General features: G+C 58.5%; 23 protein-coding genes and 1 tRNA gene. 21 read left to right on the top strand and 3 right to left on the bottom strand.

What is annotated here, in order from left to right; genetic code table 11:
* The first annotated feature begins 272 nt into the window (after positions 1–272).
* From H9L06_RS04570 to H9L06_RS04550, 5 genes are all read left to right on the top strand, one after another.
* Positions 273–575 carry a hypothetical protein gene (locus tag H9L06_RS04570; protein ID WP_187556052.1) on the top strand — a complete coding sequence of 101 codons (303 nt, stop codon included), beginning with the start codon at positions 273–275 and terminating at the stop codon, positions 573–575.
* 281 nt (positions 576–856) lie between these two features.
* Positions 857–1,138: a type II toxin-antitoxin system RelE/ParE family toxin gene (locus H9L06_RS04565; RefSeq protein WP_187556051.1), complete on the top strand. Its 282-nt coding sequence runs from the start codon at positions 857–859 to the stop codon at positions 1,136–1,138.
* Positions 1,125–1,451 carry a HigA family addiction module antitoxin gene (locus tag H9L06_RS04560; RefSeq protein WP_187556050.1) on the top strand — a complete coding sequence of 109 codons (327 nt, stop codon included), beginning with the start codon at positions 1,125–1,127 and terminating at the stop codon, positions 1,449–1,451. The genes H9L06_RS04565 and H9L06_RS04560 overlap by 14 nt, the downstream gene beginning before the upstream one ends.
* A complete protein-coding gene (locus tag H9L06_RS04555) occupies positions 1,390–1,983 on the top strand; it encodes a dihydrofolate reductase family protein (protein WP_343069267.1) in 594 nt (197 codons plus the stop codon). The genes H9L06_RS04560 and H9L06_RS04555 overlap by 62 nt, the downstream gene beginning before the upstream one ends.
* Positions 1,984–2,001: 18 nt before the next feature.
* Entirely contained in the window at positions 2,002–2,358 is a 357-nt protein-coding gene (locus tag H9L06_RS04550; RefSeq protein ID WP_187556048.1) for a hypothetical protein, read from the top strand.
* Positions 2,359–2,381: 23 nt separating this feature from the next.
* Here H9L06_RS04550 and H9L06_RS04545 read toward each other — a convergent pair whose 3' ends face one another.
* Entirely contained in the window at positions 2,382–3,044 is a 663-nt protein-coding gene (locus H9L06_RS04545) for a tocopherol cyclase family protein (RefSeq protein ID WP_187556047.1), read from the bottom strand.
* Here H9L06_RS04545 and H9L06_RS04540 point away from each other — a divergent pair.
* From H9L06_RS04540 to H9L06_RS04530, 3 genes are all read left to right on the top strand, one after another.
* Positions 2,999–3,622 (top strand): substrate-binding domain-containing protein, encoded by a 624-nt coding sequence (locus H9L06_RS04540; protein ID WP_246454496.1) that lies wholly within the window; start codon positions 2,999–3,001, stop codon positions 3,620–3,622. The genes H9L06_RS04545 and H9L06_RS04540 overlap by 46 nt on opposite strands.
* 63 nt (positions 3,623–3,685) lie before the next feature.
* The gene (locus H9L06_RS04535) at positions 3,686–4,495 is read left to right on the top strand and encodes an alpha/beta fold hydrolase (protein WP_382336351.1); all 810 of its coding nucleotides are present in this window, start codon (positions 3,686–3,688) and stop codon (positions 4,493–4,495) included.
* A gap of 68 nt (positions 4,496–4,563) precedes the next feature.
* On the top strand, positions 4,564–4,986 hold the full coding sequence (locus H9L06_RS04530; RefSeq protein ID WP_187556045.1) for a VOC family protein: 423 nt from the start codon (positions 4,564–4,566) through the stop codon (positions 4,984–4,986).
* A 29-nt stretch (positions 4,987–5,015) separates the two neighbouring features.
* On the opposite strand, the gene H9L06_RS04525 is transcribed toward H9L06_RS04530, so the two are convergent.
* Positions 5,016–5,405 carry a VOC family protein gene (locus H9L06_RS04525; protein WP_187556044.1) on the bottom strand — a complete coding sequence of 130 codons (390 nt, stop codon included), beginning with the start codon at positions 5,403–5,405 and terminating at the stop codon, positions 5,016–5,018.
* Positions 5,406–5,528: 123 nt separating this feature from the next.
* Between H9L06_RS04525 and H9L06_RS04520 the strand changes: the two genes are divergently transcribed.
* The 5 genes from H9L06_RS04520 to H9L06_RS04500 are packed head-to-tail and all read left to right on the top strand — an operon-like array spanning position 5,529 to position 9,652.
* A complete protein-coding gene (locus H9L06_RS04520) occupies positions 5,529–6,275 on the top strand; it encodes a GTP pyrophosphokinase (RefSeq protein ID WP_246454495.1) in 747 nt (248 codons plus the stop codon).
* 1 nt (position 6,276) lies between these two features.
* Positions 6,277–6,891, top strand: coding sequence for a DinB family protein (locus H9L06_RS04515; RefSeq protein ID WP_246454494.1), 615 nt, complete (start codon positions 6,277–6,279; stop codon positions 6,889–6,891).
* Positions 6,888–7,673: a phosphotransferase gene (locus H9L06_RS04510; RefSeq protein WP_187556043.1), complete on the top strand. Its 786-nt coding sequence runs from the start codon at positions 6,888–6,890 to the stop codon at positions 7,671–7,673. The genes H9L06_RS04515 and H9L06_RS04510 overlap by 4 nt, the downstream gene beginning before the upstream one ends.
* Positions 7,670–8,584, top strand: a complete 915-nt coding sequence (locus H9L06_RS04505) for a homocysteine S-methyltransferase family protein (protein WP_187556042.1) — start codon at positions 7,670–7,672, stop codon at positions 8,582–8,584. The genes H9L06_RS04510 and H9L06_RS04505 overlap by 4 nt, the downstream gene beginning before the upstream one ends.
* Positions 8,585–8,602: 18 nt before the next feature.
* A complete protein-coding gene (locus H9L06_RS04500; RefSeq protein ID WP_187556041.1) occupies positions 8,603–9,652 on the top strand; it encodes a hypothetical protein in 1,050 nt (349 codons plus the stop codon).
* Here the strand turns inward: H9L06_RS04500 and H9L06_RS04495 are convergent.
* Complete coding sequence (locus tag H9L06_RS04495) at positions 9,649–10,452, bottom strand: CPBP family intramembrane glutamic endopeptidase (protein ID WP_187556040.1); 804 nt, start codon at positions 10,450–10,452, stop codon at positions 9,649–9,651. The genes H9L06_RS04500 and H9L06_RS04495 overlap by 4 nt on opposite strands.
* A gap of 294 nt (positions 10,453–10,746) precedes the next feature.
* Between H9L06_RS04495 and H9L06_RS04490 the strand changes: the two genes are divergently transcribed.
* From H9L06_RS04490 to H9L06_RS04455, 8 genes are all read left to right on the top strand, one after another.
* Positions 10,747–12,411, top strand: a complete 1,665-nt coding sequence (locus H9L06_RS04490; RefSeq protein ID WP_187556039.1) for a peptide ABC transporter substrate-binding protein — start codon at positions 10,747–10,749, stop codon at positions 12,409–12,411.
* A gap of 182 nt (positions 12,412–12,593) precedes the next feature.
* Positions 12,594–13,520 carry an ABC transporter permease gene (locus H9L06_RS04485; protein WP_187556038.1) on the top strand — a complete coding sequence of 309 codons (927 nt, stop codon included), beginning with the start codon at positions 12,594–12,596 and terminating at the stop codon, positions 13,518–13,520.
* Positions 13,513–14,481 (top strand): ABC transporter permease, encoded by a 969-nt coding sequence (locus tag H9L06_RS04480; protein ID WP_187556037.1) that lies wholly within the window; start codon positions 13,513–13,515, stop codon positions 14,479–14,481. The genes H9L06_RS04485 and H9L06_RS04480 overlap by 8 nt, the downstream gene beginning before the upstream one ends.
* Positions 14,478–16,172 (top strand): dipeptide ABC transporter ATP-binding protein, encoded by a 1,695-nt coding sequence (locus H9L06_RS04475; RefSeq protein ID WP_187556036.1) that lies wholly within the window; start codon positions 14,478–14,480, stop codon positions 16,170–16,172. The genes H9L06_RS04480 and H9L06_RS04475 overlap by 4 nt, the downstream gene beginning before the upstream one ends.
* Before the next feature lie 125 nt (positions 16,173–16,297).
* Positions 16,298–18,199: a translational GTPase TypA gene (typA, locus tag H9L06_RS04470; protein ID WP_187556035.1), complete on the top strand. Its 1,902-nt coding sequence runs from the start codon at positions 16,298–16,300 to the stop codon at positions 18,197–18,199.
* A gap of 54 nt (positions 18,200–18,253) precedes the next feature.
* The gene (locus H9L06_RS04465) at positions 18,254–18,889 is read left to right on the top strand and encodes a maltokinase N-terminal cap-like domain-containing protein (protein ID WP_187556034.1); all 636 of its coding nucleotides are present in this window, start codon (positions 18,254–18,256) and stop codon (positions 18,887–18,889) included.
* 71 nt (positions 18,890–18,960) lie between these two features.
* Positions 18,961–19,037: transfer RNA gene (locus H9L06_RS04460), tRNA-Pro, on the top strand.
* A 90-nt stretch (positions 19,038–19,127) separates the two neighbouring features.
* The gene (locus H9L06_RS04455) at positions 19,128–19,757 is read left to right on the top strand and encodes a hypothetical protein (protein WP_187556033.1); all 630 of its coding nucleotides are present in this window, start codon (positions 19,128–19,130) and stop codon (positions 19,755–19,757) included.
* Positions 19,758–20,304: the final 547 nt, after the last annotated feature.

Here is a 20,304-nt window from a genome sequence, read left to right as displayed (position 1 = left end):
GTTAGTGATTGAGTTCGATGTCCGGCTCCAACGTTGCATTCAGTGACGAGTATCGCCTTCGAGTAGCCAACGAGACATTTGAACTCATTGAGGGTGAGGTCCGACCGTTTCTCGATTCAGGAGGAAGGCTGTGGTCTAAGGGGTCAAGAGGATACCCTGCAAGACTTCGCCGAATTCTTGAAAAGTTGGACACTGCTCACGCTGTTACGTTTGCGACGCTCGACGCCATGAGATTGCCTCTTGAACAAAGAGTTGTCGAGCATGTTGTACCCATGAAACGTATCATCATCGAGATTGTTGATCCGCGCCAAGCCGATCCTCGCTCAAACACGAGCCACTCACCAATTGCTGGTGGTCCCGCTGGCTCACCTGAGCACTTGATTAAGATTTTTGATCGTCTTCTGCAGAAATGTTGGGTTACTGAAGAAGAGCACGACCGTCTCAACCGTGCTGGGCGCAGCTTTCAGTGGGACGCGCCGAATGGCGACGGTTGGTCACGGTATAAAAAGGCACAAATCAATGTGCACGCCGTGTGTGTTCGCCCAGAATCCGTTGGTGTAGAGAGTCCTGTTTGACCGCTTCAGGTCGTTCCCACATCGGGTCAGGACTGCGATCTTCCACTTTGCCTTCCGCCTTGAGATCGAGGATGGGTGATCGCTCACATTAGGTTGTTGACCCATTTTCTCCACAGGCTGACTGATTTGGTCTGATAGCCGACCCGCGTGGATGCAGACTCGACCTATGGGAATCAGATACTATACAAATGGATTCAACACCGAACTGAGTGGACAGGCCCGGACGTGTCCTCTTGCCTAACGCCAAACGTTATTAACGCCTGGCGTTATGTTTTGATATCATGATTAGATCGTTCGGTAATAAGGACACTGAGCGATTGTGGCGTAGGGAACGGGTAAGGTCGATCGATCCTCGGATTCATTCGGTTGCGCTACGGAAGCTGCGCCAGGTGGAAGCAGCGGTGTCACTCGAAGACCTCCGGATTCCGCCAGGGAACCGGCTCGAATCACTGAAAGGCGACAGGGTCGGAGAACATAGCATCAGGGTTATTGATCAATGGCGGATTTGCTTCGTGTGGACCGCAACTGGGCCAGAAAGGGTTGAAATCGTTGACTACAATTGACAAGCTCTCCCCGATTCATCCGGGTGAGGTGCTCATGGAGGACTTCATCACCGGTTTTGGTATCACACAACACAAGCTAGCCGTGTCAATCGGGGTGCCCCCGCGTCGCATTAATGAAATTGTGCACGGTAAGCGCTCGATTACAGCAGATACTGCGCTTCGTCTGAGTAGATATTTTGGTGTGTCTGCACAGTTCTGGATGAATCTGCAGGTGCGCTACGATCTCGACCTTGCTGAGGATCGCGTTGCCGATGAGATCGCCGAAATCGCTCCTTTGCGTGCCGCCGATGCCTCGCTTGACGTTCAGTCTTAATGTCACCCTCGATGGTTGTATCGACCACCAAGAAGGGATCGCTGACGACGAGACGCACGCCTACTTCACTCGTCTAATGGATGAGTCCGGGGCAATGCTCTGGGGCCGGACCACCTACGAATTGATGGAGAGTTATTGGCCGGCAGTCGCCCGCGGTGAAATCGAAGCTCCCGCAGCGGAACGTGATTGGGCGGTCAAGCTTGAGAGTAAGCCGAAGTATGTCATGTCGACGACGAGACATGATTTTCCGTGGACCAACACACACCACCTCGTCGGAGACTTGCGGACTGCAGTTCAAGAACTTAAGGACAGCACTCCCGAAGGGGTGCTTCTCGGCAGCGGAAAGCTTGCCAAAGAGCTGGACCGGTTAGGCCTGATCGATGAGTACAGGTTCCTGATCCACCCAGTGATTGCGGGGCATGGACCCGAGCTGTACGAAGGCGGGTTACCAAGCGCACGACAGTTGAAACTGATTTCAGCGGAACCAATGAGTAACGGCGTGCTCGCCGCGCACTATCGGCGGGTCGCCTAGAGTACGGTTAGGGGCATCATGAAGATTACTCTCCCCGATGACTGTGGCAACTCACCTCGCAACCTGCTCGTGAGCCAGTTCTCAGCGGATTGGGCTGCAGGAAAGATTGAGAGCCTGCGACCTCTGCTCTCTGACGACGTGCAGTGGGAAGTCGTGGGGTGGCCCGAGCTCGATAGCGAGGCTGCCCTTTCGTTCCCGAAAGATGTGCGAGAAGTCGAGGTGTTTACCGCGATCAATCACGGCAGAGCCTCGTCCTGCAATGGTTTCATGCTCACGGGTGCGGGGCGCATAGACTTCGCTCACGTGTTCCTCTTTACTGGGGTCGCAAAAACAGCAAAAATCAACCAGATTCGCACATACCTAGTTCAGATTTGAATTGGTGGATTGCTCTCGCAGAGTCAGGGTTGAGGTGTTGCGGGAGGCGCTGAGGGTATCGTCTCGTCGAGACCGCGGCGGATCAATTCATTTCGTGCGCGTTTGAGGCCTCCGTGTTCTAGGGCAGCGAGCGATGTGCGGCCGCTCCACACGCGGCGGCCGTGCCGGTGAACCGTCACTTCGAGGTCTCCGACCAGGTGCTCGAGATCGCCAGGAACATTGCGGTGCTCACTCGGGAGTGGAACAGGCAACACGAATGCCTGATCGAGAGGCGCCGTTGCAGAAACTTCGATCCGCCACCCAAAACCGCGCCCCGACAACCGCCAGTGCTCGTCGCCCGTGCGAGTTCGCACGGGGCTCACGACTGGGTTGCCGAGGCGGATCACCTGGCCGTCGGACAGGCGGACCACGAGTGCGGTGACCTCTACTCGCATGCGACCGGTCGTGACGACACCACCCGCGAACGCGAGGCACGCTGCCGGTTCAGCGAATCCCTGAGCCTGCCCCCACCACCACGACTCAGGGAATCCCTCGCGCCCCCAGTTCTTCTCTGCGTACACCTGGGCCTCGTGAAACTGCCAGGTCTCATCGCCAACTTTCGCCATGCCAGACGCCTTGCCGCTCGAACGACGAGAGCGTTGTGCGCGGCGTGGTGAGAGTCTCGGCCCCTGACGGGTTCGCGTCATTCATTCTCACCCCGGCCGCTGCTCGGGTGCGAGAGGAGCACCCAAACGTGTCGATTGAGATTGTCACTACGACTCGAAGAGCGCTGCAGCAACGCTCTGATATCGATCTTGAGATTGTCGTCGGTGAGCCGCAAGTGAATCGGGCAGAAACGTCTCAACTGTGCGAATACACCTTTGGACTCTATGCGTCGAAGAGCTACCTCAAGCGCAACGTTGCGCCGACCGACCTCACTACGCTTGGGCAGCATCCATTGATCTATTTTGCGGACACGATGCTGCAGGTGGACGCCTTGGATATGCTGCAGGACTTCGACGTGGAACGACAAGAAACGATCTCGGGAAGCAGCACATTTGTGCACGTGGAGGCGACGCGGGCTGGTGCCGGCATCGGCCTGTTGGCCGGTTATATGGCTACGCGTCACAGAGAGCTCGTGCGGATTATGGAAGACATCGTGAACATTTCGCTGAGCTATTGGATGGTTTCTCGGCGGGATACGCTGCAGCGTCCGGAAGTCGCCACCATGGTGAGAGCTCTTCGTGCTCAAGTGCGAGAGATGCGAACGGACCTTTTGGGCTGATTGACATTGCGCGGCATTGATGAAACTTGCGGGGGCCGCACTTCGCCCGGGTAAGTTGGAGGGGTGACCGAAACCTCGAAACCAACTGTTTTTTCGATGCTCGCTGGCAAATCTGATGCCGAGGCGACGCACCGGGTGGCATTTTTGCACGGGCTGTTTGGGCGGGGGCGCAACTTTGCAACCATTGCGGGTGCGCTCGCGCCCGAGGTGCAAAGTCTGCTTGTCGACCTGCCAAACCACGGCAAGTCGGCGTGGACTGCAGAGTTTGACTATGCGGAGATGGCCGACCTCACCGCCGAGCACTTGCGCGCCGATTTCGCGGCGAGCGGGCCTATCGACATTGTGGGTCATTCAATGGGCGGCAAGGTCGCAATGGTGCTCGCGCTCAGGCATCCCGACCTCGTGCGCAAGCTCGTAGTAGTCGATATCGCTCCGGTGACATCTGATCCCGCGCAAGGTAACTTCGCCCATTTGCTCGACTCGCTCGCGAGTGTGGATCTGGCGCAGGTTGGGCGCCGAGCAGAGGCCGACGAGGCGCTCAAGGGTCCAATCCCGCAGGCTGGAGTTCGCGGATTTCTACTTCAGAATCTCAAGCACGGCGACAATGGCTTTGAATGGGAGCCGAATCTCGACATGCTCCGCGCAGAGCTTCGCACGATCATGGCCTTTCCTGGGATTTCAGCACCGAGCTTCGGTGGTCCGGTGCTGTGGATCCGTGGTGACAAGTCAGATTATGTGCGCGACGAGGCAATACCGATTATGAAGTCCCTGTTTCCTGAAGTCGAACTCGTTACGGTTGAGGGCTCAGGACACTGGGTGCACTCGGAGCAGCCGCAGGCGTTTACCGAAGCGCTCCGCACATTTTTGCTGTAGTTCGGGTGTTCAATGTCGGTGGTGGCGCACATACTTGAAGAAGTGAACTTCACCGACGAAGGAGCAACATGACCGCTTCACTTGCAACATATTTCGCGTTTCCGGGAAATACCGACGAGGTGCTTACGCACTGGCAAGAGGTGCTGGGTGGTGAGCTTGAGCTTGTGCGATACGGCGACATGCAGCTCGAAGGCATGCCGTTTGAACCCGATCCACAATCGGTTGCGCACGCAACTCTCACGCTGCCCGTTGGTGTCATCGCCGGAAGCGATTCAATGGACGATCGCGACTACCCGCTTCGAGATACCGCGTACTCAATGCTTTACACCACAGACACGGTTGATGAGGCCCGCGGTTTCTTCAACGCGTTTGTCGAACAGGGCGGATCGGTAGGAATGCCGTTCGAACGAGCACCCTGGGGTGACTGGTACGGGCAGGTCTTCGACCGCTACGGGGTGATGTGGGCGTTCTCGTGCGAAGCGGGGGAGTAGAACCCGCCACTTCGCGGTGAAGTTACGGCTTAGTCTGTGAGACAGAACGGGTGGCCTGCAGGATCTAGAAACACCGTCCATCCATCGTTCTCGCCGGGTTGTACCGGATGCAGCGTCGCTCCTGCGGCAAGGGCAATCGGAGTTGCCTCGGTGAGTGAGGACACCCTGAAGTCGAGGTGTGCCTGCTGTGGAATCGGGCCGTCTGGCCAGACCGGTGCAGTGTAGTTCTGTACTTGCTGAAACGCGAGCCGAAAACTCGTGCTCACGCCTTCTGGAGGCAATACATTTACCCAGTCGTACTCGGCGCCCGACGCATCGACCTCCCATCCGAGCAGGCTCGCATAGAACTCTGCGAGTGCGCGTGAATCGGGGCAGTCGAGGACGTAGGTGTGCATCGTTACACGTATTGAAGCGTTCATTCGCGCAGTCTACGTCCGCTCAGATTGAACGTCCATGCGACTTTTATACACATTTGAGGTTGGGCGCCAGACACGCGCACGAAGTCACAGGTGTTTCAAATGGCTTCGGGTTAGCCTCATGGCATGAGCACCACTGGGGCAGTTCCGCGAATGTCAGTTGCTGTTGGTGACGAGATCACCATTTCACCCTCCGAGCTACGGGAGCTTGGGGAGCAAATGCAACGGTTCCTTCTCGAGTATCAGTTTGCGATGCAAGAGGTTGAGACAAAGCTCGCGATCCTCCGTGAAGAGTTCGTGCACATGCACGAGTACAACCCGATTGAGCACGTGACGAGCCGAGTGAAGACGCCTGAGAGTCTCATCTCGAAAGTTGAGCGTCGCGGAGTCGAGCCCGATGTGGACTCGATCCGCCGCGAAATTCATGACATCGCGGGAGTGCGCGTGACCTGCGCCTTTATTCGCGATGTGTATCGGCTGTTTGATCTGCTCACGCAGCAAGACGATGTGACTGTGCTCGAGGTCGAGGATTACATTGAGCACCCCAAGTCAAACGGCTACAAGAGCCTGCACACCATTATTTCGGTGCCGGTGTATCTCTCGACCGGGCGCATTGATGTGCCCGTCGAGGTGCAGTTTCGCACCATTGCGATGGACTTTTGGGCGAGCCTTGAGCACAAGATTTTCTACAAATACCAGCGCCAGGTACCGGCCCAGTTGCTCGATGACCTGAAGAGCGCCGCGGTGACTGCGTCTGAACTCGATAACCGCATGCAGCAGCTGCACGTGCAGATGCACGGTGAGCAGCCGGCAACCTCGCCCATTAATCTTCGCGAAATTCGAGAAGTGCGGGAGCGAATTAGAAGGGTCTAATGTGAACCAGCACCAGGAAGCGCCCACGAACGAGATTGAACTACTGCTCCAATATTTGCAGGAGGCCAGGGAGGCGCTTCTGTGGAAGTTGGAGGGGCTCAGTGAGTACGACATTCGTCGTCCCTTGACTCCTACAGGCACGAATCTTCTCGGCCTCGTGAAGCATGTCGCGGGTGTAGAACACGAATATTTCACCGATTGTCTTGGGCAATCGAGAGCGTTCGATGCTCCCTGGCTAGCTGATGACACTCCCGATAACTCAGATATGTGGGCGACAGACGATGAATCACGTGAGTTCATTGTCGATCTGTACCGCACCGCCTGGAAGAGTGATGACGCTATCGTGCGCGAACTGGGGCTCGAAGCTACTGGTGTGGTGCCGTGGTGGAAGAACAAAGAGACCACCGTGCGGCGCCTCCTCATTCACATGATCGCTGAGACGCACCGGCACGCGGGTCACGCAGATATTCTGCGCGAATTGATCGACGGCGCCGTTGGTCTGCGCCCGACAGTAACGAACATCCCTGCGCAAGAGCGAGAATGGTGGATCGAGTACGTCGAAACCCTCGAGAAAGCGGCACGTGAGGCGGAAGCCGCCTCTAAGCTCGAACCGTGAACGAGAGTGAATATCTTCCCGGTGGATCAGGGGGCGTCTGGCGCATACGCGATGCTGACGGCGTAACCCGCGTGCACCGCCCGACCGGGCCATGGACACCGGCGGTCCACGAATTGCTGGAGCATTTGCGAACGAAACGCCTTGAGGGAATCCCGCACGTACTCGGGTTCGATGATGAGGGCCGCGAAGTGCTGAACTACCTTCCGGGTGAAACGCTCGATCCAGAACAGGTCGAAGTGAGAGATGCCGCACTCGCAGACGCAGCAGCGTGGCTCAGCAAGTTTCACCGAGCGGTCGAGGACTTTGAACCAACGAGTAACCTGTGGCGACAGGGGGAGCAGCCGATCCACCGCGAAAACGGCGAGATTATTTGCCACAATGACCCAGGACTCTATAACTGGGTCATTGTCGACGGTGACTTCGCGGGAATGATCGACTGGGACCGTGCTGGCCCGGGCCAACCTATTGACGACCTGGCATTTCTCTGCTGGTCGGGAGTACCTCTGCTCCGCGAGCTTCCGCTTGAGGATGTGGCACGCAGACTGCATGTCGCAGCGACGGCTTACGGGGGAGTGAGCGCAGCGCAGCTGCTCGATGCCGTATCGCACAGGATGGGGCTCATCGCCGACCGTTGGAGGGTCGGCCTCGAAAATGGAGACCCGGGTACCCTCGCGCTCAAAGAATCTGGCATCATGGCGAGGCATGAGGCTCGCGTTTCTGCATTCACTGAGAGACGAGACGAGATTCGCGCATTACTGACTGAAGAAAGGGCAGATGCATGACTACAGTGTTTGACACCCCGGTGCTTGGTGATGGAGGAATTGAGACAGCACTCGAAGATCGTCTCGGGCAAGAACTGCCCGAGTTTGCTGCGTTCGTGCTGCTCGACACCGAGGCGGGGCGTGAGTCTCTGCGTGAGTACTATCGCCCCTACCTCGAGCTTACCGAGCGCGACAGCCTGCCGATGCTTCTCGACACCCCGACCTGGCGTGCAAACCCAGATTGGATCGCGCTCGTCGATGGAGAGGAAGATCCACAACATACGCGGCTCAACACCTTGAACACCGACGCGGTCACGCTGCTTCGCGAGTACGTACTCCGCGTCGCGCCGAACGCTCAGATTGAGATCAACGGAGTCGTGGGGCCGAGGTTTGACGACTACGAAGCGTCTCAGCGCATGAGCGCTGAAGAGGCCGAGGCATATCACGGCCCGCAGGTGCGCGCGCTCGCCGATGCAGGGGCGGATCGAGTGACCTCGGTCACCACGCTCGATGCCGCAGAAGGACTCGGCGTTGTGCGCGCCGCGCTCGCCGCAACGATTCCGGTCGTGGTGTCGTTCACCGTTGGAGCCGACGGTAAGCTCGCCGACGGAAGCAGTATCGTCGAGGCGATTCGCGAGGTTGACGAGCACAGTGACAGGGGTGCGATTGGGTTTGCGGTGAACTGCGCGCACCCATCTGAGGTGCTGCGCGGTGTGGATCCACATGCGCCAGAAACCGCTCGCATCATTGGCGTTCGGCTCAATGCTGCGCGAGATGGTGAGGATGGGCCGGGCGACGAACCAGCAGCTTTCTCGGACGCGATGATTGAACTCGCCCGCCATATTCCGAGCTTGCAGGTATTCGGTGGCTGCTGCGGCACCGACACCCCACACATTTCCGCAGTTGCTGGCGCGCTGCGAGCCTCAAGCTAATTCCTCTAGGCTGTTGCTGTGAGTAGAAACCCACTGGACGAGCTGTTTGGCCCCCGCGACGATGAGGAGTCGGGCAAGGAGTCAGCGCGCACCGAGGCAGAGGCGGAAGCCAAGCCTGAGCCCGGAAAAGAAGATGAGACCGCAGATAATTCTGAAGCGGGTGCTGAATCCCTGACTGGCTCTGACGCTGTGACTGGTACCGAGCCCGAGGCAGCAGAAGATCTACGTCCTGTGATCCTCCCTGAACCGGTGCCCGCACCGAAAGCGGCCCCGACGCTCCCGATGACGACGCCGATGACCCCGTCTGAGCCCGACGAGATCGCTGAGCTCTTCGCGGGGTTGCCCGAATTGCCAGAGGTCCCGGAGACGGAAGTTATGGGTTCGTTGGCTGGTGCCGCGCCACCCGTCTCAGCTGCGCCAGTTGCCGCGTCTTCACAGTTCGCTGCACCAATGCAGCAGAGAACTGCAGCAGACGAGTTGCCGACGAGTCCTGTTCCCGCTCGAGGAAAGGGCTCGCGCCGCGCACTTCCGTGGATCATCGTTGGAATCGTTGCGGTGCTCATGCTTATCGGTGCGTTCATTTTCGTGAACGCGATCACCGGATCTGATTCGGAGCCGGAGCAAACGGCCGATGCGCCCACGACTCAAGAAACTCCGAGCGAGGAACCAAGCGAGGTTCCGTCTGAGACGCCAAGTGAAACTCCGAGTGAGGAACCCCCTGTGGACGAGGCGCCAGCGGTAGATGTCGGTACGACATTCCCAATGGAAATTTCGTATGCGGGAATTACCGTTGACGTGTCTCACCAGTTCACAAATGTTGAGTGGTTTTATCAGGCAGGTCCGCCCGAGCGGGTGCTCATTCAGTCGGGTCTCATGAACTCGTTCCCTGATAGTTGTGCGGCGATGCGAAGCCCTGAGGGCTTGAGTCCATGGGGTCTCGAGCGTGCCGAGGACGACACCTGGACCGTGGTTCGTCCGGCTGGCACCTGCGAAGCAGCGCCCGAACTCTACGATCAGGTTTGGGGCCTCATGCAGGCCATGGCAGATAGCGCGACACCGCTCTCCTAAGCGAAGAAGGCCGGCCAAAGCGCGAGTGCGAGCGGGTACCCTACGAAGCTCACGATGTCGAGCAGCCAGTGCGCGACGATGAGTGGGAGGGATCGGCCGTAGCGCTGATACGCCCAACCGAACACGAGACCCATCACGACGTTCCCAATGAAACCACCAAAGCCCTGGTACAGGTGATAGCTGCCTCGGAGGAGAGCGCTCGTGATGATGGTCGCTAGCGGACCCACGCCGAGCCGCTTGAGCCGGTCAAACAGGTATGCGACGACGATGAGCTCTTCTCCGAGCGCTGCTCGCAGTGCCTGCAGGATGAGAATCGGTACGGTCCACCAGTATGCGTCGAGTGCTGTGGGAACGACGGTGGCGTTGATGCCGATCCACTTCGAAAACACATAGAACACGATGCCCGGTAAGCCAATTGCGGCAGCGAGGATAAACCCACCACCGGTCTCGCGAAGCCAGCCGCGCTGCTTCGCGACTGGTGGGTAGGCGCCGAGCCCGAGGTTCGTGAGACGTGGAGCACCATCGTTCCAGAGCAGGTATATGACGAGTGCCACCGGGGCAAGTCCGCCCACAATGCCTAGCAGTTGGTACAGCAGGTCGAACCACTGATCTTGTGCGAGCGGGCGATTGATGGTCGCGGTCTGCTGGGAGAGTTCGACTTCTTGGGCGAGGCGCTCAAAAATCGTGATGATTGCGCGCGCCCCCGAATACCCAAATGAGAGCGCGAGCACGATCGCGAGCTCCCATTTCAATTTGTTGCGGATCGGCTGCGGCGCTAATTCTCGGTGGTGTGCTGACACGGCTTTAGCGTATCGGAGCGCGCCCGAACCCTACTGAAATACGCTATCCAGCCTCAGTATGGAGAGATCAAGGTTTTGCGGTATCGCACAATTCCACCTCCATAGTTTTGGTGATTACTGGAGAAAATTACAGATCTCAGTCACGACTGTGTCACGAGCTGCCCCTGAAGGAAATTCACCGAGAAAAGGTGGCTATGCTCAACCCCGTAATACCAACGTGGTTCCCGATGCACTCATGTGCATGAACTGTCGGTGTGACATCGGGGAGTTACATAACGAAAAGGAGGAGGACCAGTGAAGCACTCACGCATTGGGCGGGGCATTGTCGCTCTCGCTGCGGCGGGCACCCTGGTGCTGGCCGGTTGCTCAGCAGGCGGGGACGGCGAAGAAGGTGGCGAGGCTACCGGTGGCGGCATCATCACTGTCAACGGATCCGAACCACAGAACCCGCTGATCCCAACCAACACCAACGAGGTTGGCGGCGGCAAGATTCTTGACTCGATCTTCGCTGGGCTCGTCTACTACGACGCAGAAGGTGCAGCGCACAACGACGTTGCTGAATCGATCGAACCAAACGAGGATTCGAGCGAGTTCACCATCACGCTCCGCGACGACGCAGTCTTCACCGATGGCACCTCTGTTAAGGCAGAGAACTTCGTGAAGGCATGGAACCAGGGTGCAAGCAACGAGTTGCAGCACCTGAGCAACTACTTCTTCGAAGACATCGAAGGCTTCGAGATCAGCGATGGACCTGACGGCGAAGCCGGCACCGACGATGACATCTACGGTGCTGTCGAAGATATGTCAGGCCTCACAGTTGTCGATGACTACACCTTCACAGTGAAGCTCAAGCAGCCAGCATCGGACTTCCCGATTCGCCTCGGCTACTCGGCGTTCTACCCGCTGCCTGATGTTGCGTTCGAAGATATCGATGCGTTCGGTCAGAACCCGATCGGCAACGGACCGTACATGATTGCAGGCGAAGGCGCTTGGCAGCACGACGTTGAGATTGAGCTCGCAAAGAACGAGGACTACAACGGGCCTCGCGAGGTCATGAATGATGGTCTGAAGATCATCTTCTACGCTTCGCAGGACGCGGCCTACGCAGATCTGCAGGGCGGCAACCTCGACGTGCTCGACGCAATCCCCGATTCGCAGCTCGCAAACTTCGAGAGCGACCTTGGTGACCGCGCTGTGAACCAGCCAGCGGCTATCTTCCAGTCGTACACCATCCCGAGCCGCCTGGCTCACTTCGATGGTGAAGAGGGCGAACTGCGCCGTGCAGCTCTCTCGATGGCTATTGATCGTACCGAGATCACTGACGTGATCTTCGACGGTACCCGCACTCCTGCAAGTGACTTCACCTCGCCGGTTATTGACGGCTGGAGCGACTCGCTCGCAGGCGCCGAGGTTCTCGAATTCAACCCTGAAGAAGCTCAGGCAAAGTGGGCTGAAGCAGATGCGATCTCCCCATGGGAGGGCACCTTCGAAATTGCGTACAACGCTGACGGCGGCCACCAGGCTTGGGTTGATGCTGTAGCTAACAGCATCAAGAACACCCTTGGTATCGACGCAGTGGGTCACCCGTACCCGACGTTCGCTGAGGCTCGTACCGAGATCACGAACCGCACCATCCAGACCGCGTTCCGCACCGGTTGGCAGGCCGACTACCCGGGCCTGTTCAACTTCCTCGGACCGCTGTATGCGACCAACGCTGGTTCGAACGACGGTGACTACTCGAACCCTGAGTTCGACGCACTCCTCAGCGAAGGCTCGCAGGAGACCGACATCGAGGCAGCAAACGCGCTGTTCCAGGAAGCACAGGAAATCCTGCTCAAGGATCTCCCCGCAACGCCTCTCTGGTACTCGAACGTCACCGGCGGATTCGGTGAATCGGTTGAGAACGTGCAATTCGGCTGGAACTCGGTTCCCGTCTACCACGAGATCACCAAGAACTAACACCATTCCAAGGCCCCGGGCACACTGCCCGGGGCCTTGGCCCGTCCGGGCATCACAAATGCGATGGACGGGTTTTTACGTGGTTATGGTTGGCGACAAGGCAGTCATGACTACGAATCGCACACAAACTGCGAGAGAATACCCAACATGTTGACAAACTCAGAACGGAGGGTGAGTGGCTCATGCTGAGATACATCATCTTCCGTATCCTCCAGGTGATCCCGGTGCTGCTGGGAACCACCTTCCTCATCTACTTCATGGTGTTCGCCATGCCGGGCGACCCAATTGTCGCCATGTTCGGCGATAAGACACCAAATCCGATCGTGCTGGAAAAGCTTCGGGCTCAGTACAACCTCGACAAACCCTTCTTCGTGCAGTACCTGCTCTATCTCAAGGGCATCTTTGTCGGAGACTTCGGCGTGAGCTTCAGCGGCCAGCCGGTGAGCGACATCCTCGCTCGTACCTTCCCGGTCACAGGCCTCCTTGCCGTTATGGCGATCGCAATCGAGTTCTTCCTCGCGATTGTCATCGGCCTGTTCTCCGGTCTGCGCAAGGGTGGCGTATTCGACAACGTGAGCCTCATCGTTGGCCTGCTGCTTATGAGCCTCCCGATCTTCGTCGTCGCCTTCATCGGTCAGTACTTCCTCACGATCCAGTGGAGCATCTTCCGCACGACCGTCGGTTCGAACGTGTCGTTCTACAACATGCTGCTTCCCGCGATCGTCATCGGTATTACGCTCTTTGCGACGAGCATGCGTCTCACCCGAGCGTCGGTCATCGATACGATGAATCAAGACTTTGTACGCACCGCATATGCAAAGGGGCTCCCGCGTCGCCGTGTGGTGCCGGTACACATCCTTCGTAACTCCCTCATCCCGACCGTGACGAACAGTGCCGCTAACTTTGGTGTCCTGCTCGTCGGCGCGACGGTCACAGAGGCGATTTTCAACGTACCGGGCGTCGGCAACACGCTCTACCAGGCCATTCTGCGTGGCGAGAACTCGACCGTTGTGTCGTTCGTGACTGTGATGGTGCTGTTCTACCTCGGCGTGAACCTCATAGTCGACCTCCTGTACGCCGTGCTCGATCCGAGGATTCGTTATGCCTGAGTCACAAGAACCAGAAGACAAGAAGCCGGGCATCGAGCACTTCGTTGCCCCGTTCGACGAGACACCTGTTGCCGCGGTTGACGCCGTAAAGGTAAAAGCGAAGAAGCAGAACCTCTGGACAGACGCGTGGGAAGACATGCGCGGACGCCCGATGTTCTGGATCTCGGCGGTAATTATTCTGCTCGTTACCGTCGTGGCACTCTTTCCCACATTGTTTACGTCAGTGGATCCACGCGAATGCATACTGTCGCGGTCGAATGGTGCGGGAGCACCCGGTCACCCGCTCGGCTTCAATAAGCAAGGCTGCGATATCTATTCCCGAATGCTCCACGGCACCTCGACGTCGGTATCAGTGGGCCTCATCGTAATTCTTATGACCTTTGTGATTGGCTCGCTCTTCGGTGCGTTCGCTGGCTACTTTGGTGGAATCATCGACACGATCCTGTCGCGCATCGGCGATATTTTCTTCTCGATTCCTTACATCCTCGCTGCGATCGTCGTGATGAGCGTGCTTTCCGATCACCGCAACATATGGGTGATTTCGCTCGCGATCGGTGGCTTCGCCTGGCCTTCGACTGCTCGTATCCTTCGCGCCGAAATCTTCAGAGTGAAGAATAGCGACTTCGTGATGGCATCGGAGGCGCTTGGTCTCTCGGGCCAGAAGACGCTCTGGAAGCACGTGATCCCGAACTCGATTGCGCCCGTGATTGTCGTCACTACGCTGTCACTCTCGGCCGCGATCGTAGCCGAAGCGGTGCTCTCGTTCCTCGGTGTCGGTCTTCCGCCCGGACAGTACATCAGTTGGGGCAACGACATCAGTGCGGCACAGAGCGATCTGCGTACTCGCCCTGAGAACCTCATTTATCCATCTATCGCGCTCAGCGTGACCGTGCTCGCATTCATTATGCTCGGCGAGGTCGTTCGCGACGCACTTGACCCGAAGGCGAGGGCACAGCGATGAGCGATCCCATTCTCAGTGTGCGCGATCTCAAGGTCGCGTTTGGAACGAAGAAGGCATCCAACGAGGTTCTACACGGTGTGAACTTCGACGTGTACCCGGGTGAGACCGTTGCAATTGTCGGCGAGTCTGGTTCGGGCAAGTCGACAACCATGCACGCGGTAATCAACCTGCTCCCTGGCACGGGACACATCACCGAGGGATCGGTGAAGTGGAATGGCAAGGAGCTCGTGGGCATTCGGCGGCAGGACATGGAGACGATTCGCGGGCGCGAGATAGGCCTCGTGCCGCAGGACCCGATGTCGAATCTCAACCCCGTGTGGTCGATCGGATTTCAGGTCGAGGAAGCGATCCGTGCGAACGGGCTCGCGAAGTCACGCAGAGCGGTGAAAGCTCGCGCAATCGAGGTGCTTGAGCAGGCCGGCCTGCAAGACGCCGAGCGTCGCATGCGCCAGTACCCGCACCAGTTCTCTGGTGGCATGAAGCAGCGCGCACTCATCGGCATCGGGCTGTCGGCAAAGCCGCAGTTGCTCATCGCTGACGAGCCGACGAGTGCGCTTGACGTGACCGTGCAGCGCGTGGTTCTGGATCATCTCGATCACCTGACGAGTGAACTCGGCACCGCAGTAGTGTTTATTACCCACGACTTGGGCCTTGCGGCGGAACGCGCCGAAAAGCTCATCGTGATGTACAAGGGCAACATCGTTGAGTCTGGTCCGAGTCGCGAGATTCTGCAGAACCCGCAACACCCCTACACGAAGCGCTTGGTCTCGGCAGCGCCGAGCCTCGCGTCGCGGCGTATTGGTGCGGACGCAGACTTGGCACCCGCTCCGACGTCTGAGTTCGATATCGCCTCGGTAGCTGATGACCACACGTCGAAGACCCAGGTTGGCGAGCCGCTCATTGAGGTCGAAGACCTGCGCAAGGTATACAAGCTGCGCAAGGGCAACTTCGGGCATGAAGATTTTGTCGCGGTTGAAGGCGCAACCTTCACCATCAACCGCGGTGAGACACTCGCGCTTGTAGGGGAGTCCGGCTCCGGCAAGTCAACAATCGCAAAGATGGTGTTGCAGCTTGAGAAGCCAACCGCCGGCACCATCAAGGTTGCTGGCAGGGACACCTCGAAGTTCACCGCGCGGCAGCTGTTTGAATTGCGCCGCACGCTTCAACCGGTGTTCCAAGATCCGTACGGCTCACTCGATCCACTGCATAACATCGGCAACACGATCATGGAGCCGCTCAACATTCACAAGATCGGTGACCAGGCGAGCCGAAAGGCGCGCGTGCTCGAACTGCTCGATCAGGTTGCGCTGCCGCGCGAGCTTGCGACGCGGTACCCGAACGAGCTTTCGGGCGGTCAGCGGCAGCGTGTCGCGGTGGCCCGTGGGCTCGCGCTCAAGCCAGACATCCTCGTGCTTGATGAGGCAGTCTCCGCGCTTGACGTGTTAGTGCAGGCTCAGATTCTCGATCTGCTCGCCGAACTGCAGCGCGATCTCGGTCTGACGTACCTGTTTATTACGCACGATCTCGCGGTCGTGAGGCTCATTGCCGACCGTGTGTGCGTGATGCAGCAGGGGCGGATCGTGGAGCAGGCGACGACCGAAGAGGTCTTCGAGAGTCCACGCGAGGAATACACACAGAACCTCCTCGCGGCAATCCCAGGTGCGTCGATTGAACTTGGCCTGAACACGTAATTCTCTGTTCAGATCGAGCAGCCCCGAGCGTTGTCATTGCGGCAACCTCGGGGTTGTTCGCAGTTCACATGTGCCTCATGTAATATAGAACGTTCGCATATTTACGATCGTAAGGATCCACCTCTATGGCTCTCGCCACTCGCGAAGACCTTCGTAACGTCGCCATCGTCGCACACGTCGACCACGGCAAGACCACTCTCGTTGACGCCATGCTGCGTCAAACGAACTCGTTCGACGCACACGCTGATGTCGACGATCGAGTGATGGACTCGAACGATCTCGAGCGCGAGAAGGGCATCACGATCCTCGCTAAGAACACCGCGATCAGCTACGAGGGCGAGCACGCAACGAACGGCCCAATCACCATTAACGTGGTCGATACGCCGGGGCACGCCGACTTCGGTGGCGAGGTAGAGCGTGCACTCTCCATGGTTGACGGTGTCGTGCTCCTCGTTGATTCAAGTGAGGGCCCGCTGCCGCAGACGCGCTTTGTGCTGCGCAAGGCGCTCGAGGCAAAGCTTCCCGTGATCCTCGCAGTGAACAAGACTGACCGTCCCGATGCGCGCATCGAAGAGGTTGAGGGTGAGGCACAAGACCTGTTGCTTGGGCTGGCATCTGATCTTTCAGAAGACAACCCAGACATCGACGTTGATGCCGTACTCGACGTGCCGACTGTGTATCTGTCGGGTCGCGCGGGCGCTGCGAGCCACACTCGCCCCGCTGACGGGTCGTTGCCTGACAACCCTGATCTCGAACCGCTATTCCAGACGATTCTCGAGCGTGTTCCAGCCCCCGTGCACGATGACGAGCACCCGCTGCAGGCACACGTGACCAACCTTGACTCTTCACCGTTCCTTGGCCGCATCGCGTTGCTTCGCGTACACAACGGGTGGATCAAGAAGGGCCAGACTGTTGCTTGGGTGAAGCACGATGGCTCGACGCAGAACGTGCGCATCACTGAGCTCATGCTCACGAAGGCGCTCACCCGCTACCCGGCAGAGCAGGCTGGCCCCGGTGACATCGTGGCAATCGCTGGCATCGAAGACATCACTATTGGTGAAACCATCGCCGACGCAGAAGATGTGCGACCGCTGCCGACTATCACGGTCGACGAACCCGCGATTTCGATGACGATCGGCGCGAATACTTCGCCGCTCGTCGGTAAGGTGAAGGGGCACAAGCTCACCGCCCGCATGATTAAGGATCGCCTCGACCGCGAGCTCATCGGCAACGTGTCGCTTCGCGTGCTTGACACCGGCCGTCCCGACGCTTGGGAGGTGCAGGGGCGCGGCGAGCTCGCACTCGCGATCCTCGTCGAGAACATGCGCCGTGAAGGCTTTGAACTCAACGTTGGCAAGCCACAGGTTGTGACCAAGACGGTCGACGGCAAAGTCCACGAACCGTACGAGCACCTCACGATCGATACGCCAGAGGAGCATCTTGGCGCGATTACTCAGCTGCTCGCTGCCCGTAAGGGGCGCATGGAGAACATGGTGAACAACGGCACTGGCTGGGTGCGCATGGAATTCATCGTGCCGGCTCGCGGCCTCATTGGCTTCCGGTCAGAGTTCATGACGCTCACGCGCGGCACCGGCATCGCGAACGCGATTTCGCACGGCTACGCAGAGTGGGCGGGGCAGATCGTTACTCGTAATAACGGCTCGATTGTCGCCGATCGCTCGGGTGTTGTCACGCCGTTCGCTATCATCAACCTCCAGGAGCGCATGAGCTTCTTTGTGCAGCCCACCGAAGAGGTGTACGAGGGAATGGTGATCGGTGAGAACTCGCGTTCGGAAGACATGGACGTGAACATCACTAAGGAGAAGAAGCTCACGAATATGCGTTCATCGAACGCTGACAACTTCGAATCCATGACGCCGCCCCGCAAGCTCACGCTCGAGGAATGCCTCGAGTTTGCGCGTGAGGACGAGTGTGTTGAGGTTACTCCTGAGCACGTTCGTATTCGCAAGGTCGAACTCGACGCTGTCGCCCGCGCTCGCACGGCGTCACGCAACAAGCAGAAGTAAGTTCACAGGTCGCAACCATGCCGCTCGTCATGCGTCGAGCGTAGGATCGGGTCCATGGCTATCATGCACCCGCACACGACCCTGGTACCCGGCAAGCTCGAACTGCTTGCTGGGTGGCTTCCTGCGCAACCGTGGTTCTCGGGAGACCCCACGAAGCTTGAGCGGGTCGCTGAGTACCGTCTTGACGACCCAGAGGGTGAGGTAGGGCTCAACGGCATATTGCTGACCGCCGGAGACTCGACGGTGTACCACGTGCCGATGACCTATCGAAACGCGCCGCTCGATGGAGGCGAGGAGTTCCTAGTGGGCACGATGGAGCACGGTGTGCTGGGCAAGCGGTGGGCGAGCGAGGCGATTGGCGATCCGGTCTATCGCGCGGCGCTTGCGCAGACGATCGCGCAGGGTGGGCGTGGTGCCGACAAGTTGGTAGAAGACGCCTCTGGTAACGTACAGCCCCGCGAGATCACCGTTCCGTTGCGTGGATCAGGAGAGATGGATGCTCCGGTGCCCGAGATGTGGGCTGCCGAAGTGACGCGCGACGGCATCTCGTCGGTTGCTTCGACGGGGCTCGCAAAACTTACCGTCGTTCACGTTCCCGGTGCGATCTCTGAGCTTGGTGTCTCGGTGCAAACGCTGACTGCGACATGGCCTGGTCAATTGGATCCAGTCGTCATCGCGACCCTTGTATAGCGTCGCTTAGGTCGTGCAATTTTCGCAATTTCGGCCAAGCCGATAGACTGATCCGTGCGTGAAAACGCAATCGGGATGTGGCGCAGCTTGGTAGCGCACGTCGTTCGGGACGACGGGGTCGCAGGTTCAAATCCTGTCATCCCGACCAATAGCCCCCGGAACACCATCGAAAATGGGTAGTTCCGGGGGTTTCTTTGCTTCTCCAGGCAGGCCGAATCACTGTGGGTAAGCTGACGACATGGCTTCTCTCTCTGCACGTCTCTCAGCAATGTTGGTAATTGCCTGGTTCACTGTCGTTGGGCTCACTGGCTGTTCGGCGGTTACTGCGCCGGTCGAATCTACTCCCGGACCGGTGACGTCCAAGGATTCACCTGAGCCTTCTTCCGTGCCTGAAGAAGAGCCGGAGCAATTGGCCACAACCCAGCTGCCAAATTCATGCGTTGCGCTGCTCCCTGCGTCAGTATTGCAGCGAGCCGATCCAAGAATCGAGATGTTCGATACTTCTGATGAAGTTATTGTCGAGCAAATGCGGCTTCAGGTCGGTCCCCTCACAATGGCAACGCTGCACGGTGGCGACCAACAACTGTATTGCTCTTTCGGTATCCGGCAGACTGACGGTGGGGGCAGCATCGGCGTGGCTGTCATCGATGAGCTGGCAAAGAGTGAACTACTTGATGCGCTTCGGTCATCGGTCTACGTAGAGGTTGATCTGCGTGACGCCGAGGCAGCTTTCTTCCAAGGAGCGAGCGCCGATCATCCCTATACGGAAGACATCGTGATCGACGGTGACGTGTTGATCGCCGTTCCTCACACAGTTGGTGGCGATTTTGCGTGGGATGCACTCGCAACTATTCGAGAAGCAAGGTGACTGAACGCTCCGTCCAGTCGATCTCTGAACCATGAAGACCACGTTCTCTCGGCGCGGCGCCATTGTCACGGGTAGCGCTCAGCGCCGAGCGTGCCCGCGCTATCGACGAGAAGGGGGGAGCCAGGCCGGGGTTAGATTGGCGATCACCTTGATATGTCCTTGTGGATCGAGCGGACGCAGCACTCGGCGACGGGATTGCGGCGGCGCTCGCGGATTCAGTAACACAGCTCGTCGAGATCCGCGCACTCGGACGTGCCGTGGCAGAGACACACAGTGAGTCAACCGCCTGGGCGGGGCGCCATCACAAAGCGGTGGTCGCCACTTGGACCCAATCCGCAGCAATTCACCAAATTGACGCATTGTTCGCGCCGCTGAAAAACTCTTGGGGCCGGGACCTATGGTGCGTACAGCTCAGACACGCGATCCACTGCGGCTCAACTCGCCTGGCCGGGAAGTAGGGGCGAACGGCTGCCACAACTCGCGCTCGAACACGAACCGGAATTCCTGTTTAGCGAGGGTATCTCGCTCCGTGCGCACGAAGGTGAAA

Source organism: Leucobacter denitrificans (assembly GCF_014396385.1).
GTDB classification, from domain to species: domain Bacteria; phylum Actinomycetota; class Actinomycetes; order Actinomycetales; family Microbacteriaceae; genus Leucobacter; species Leucobacter denitrificans.
Note: the sequence above shows the minus strand (reverse complement) of the source record. Positions and strands in the feature narration are given on the sequence as shown.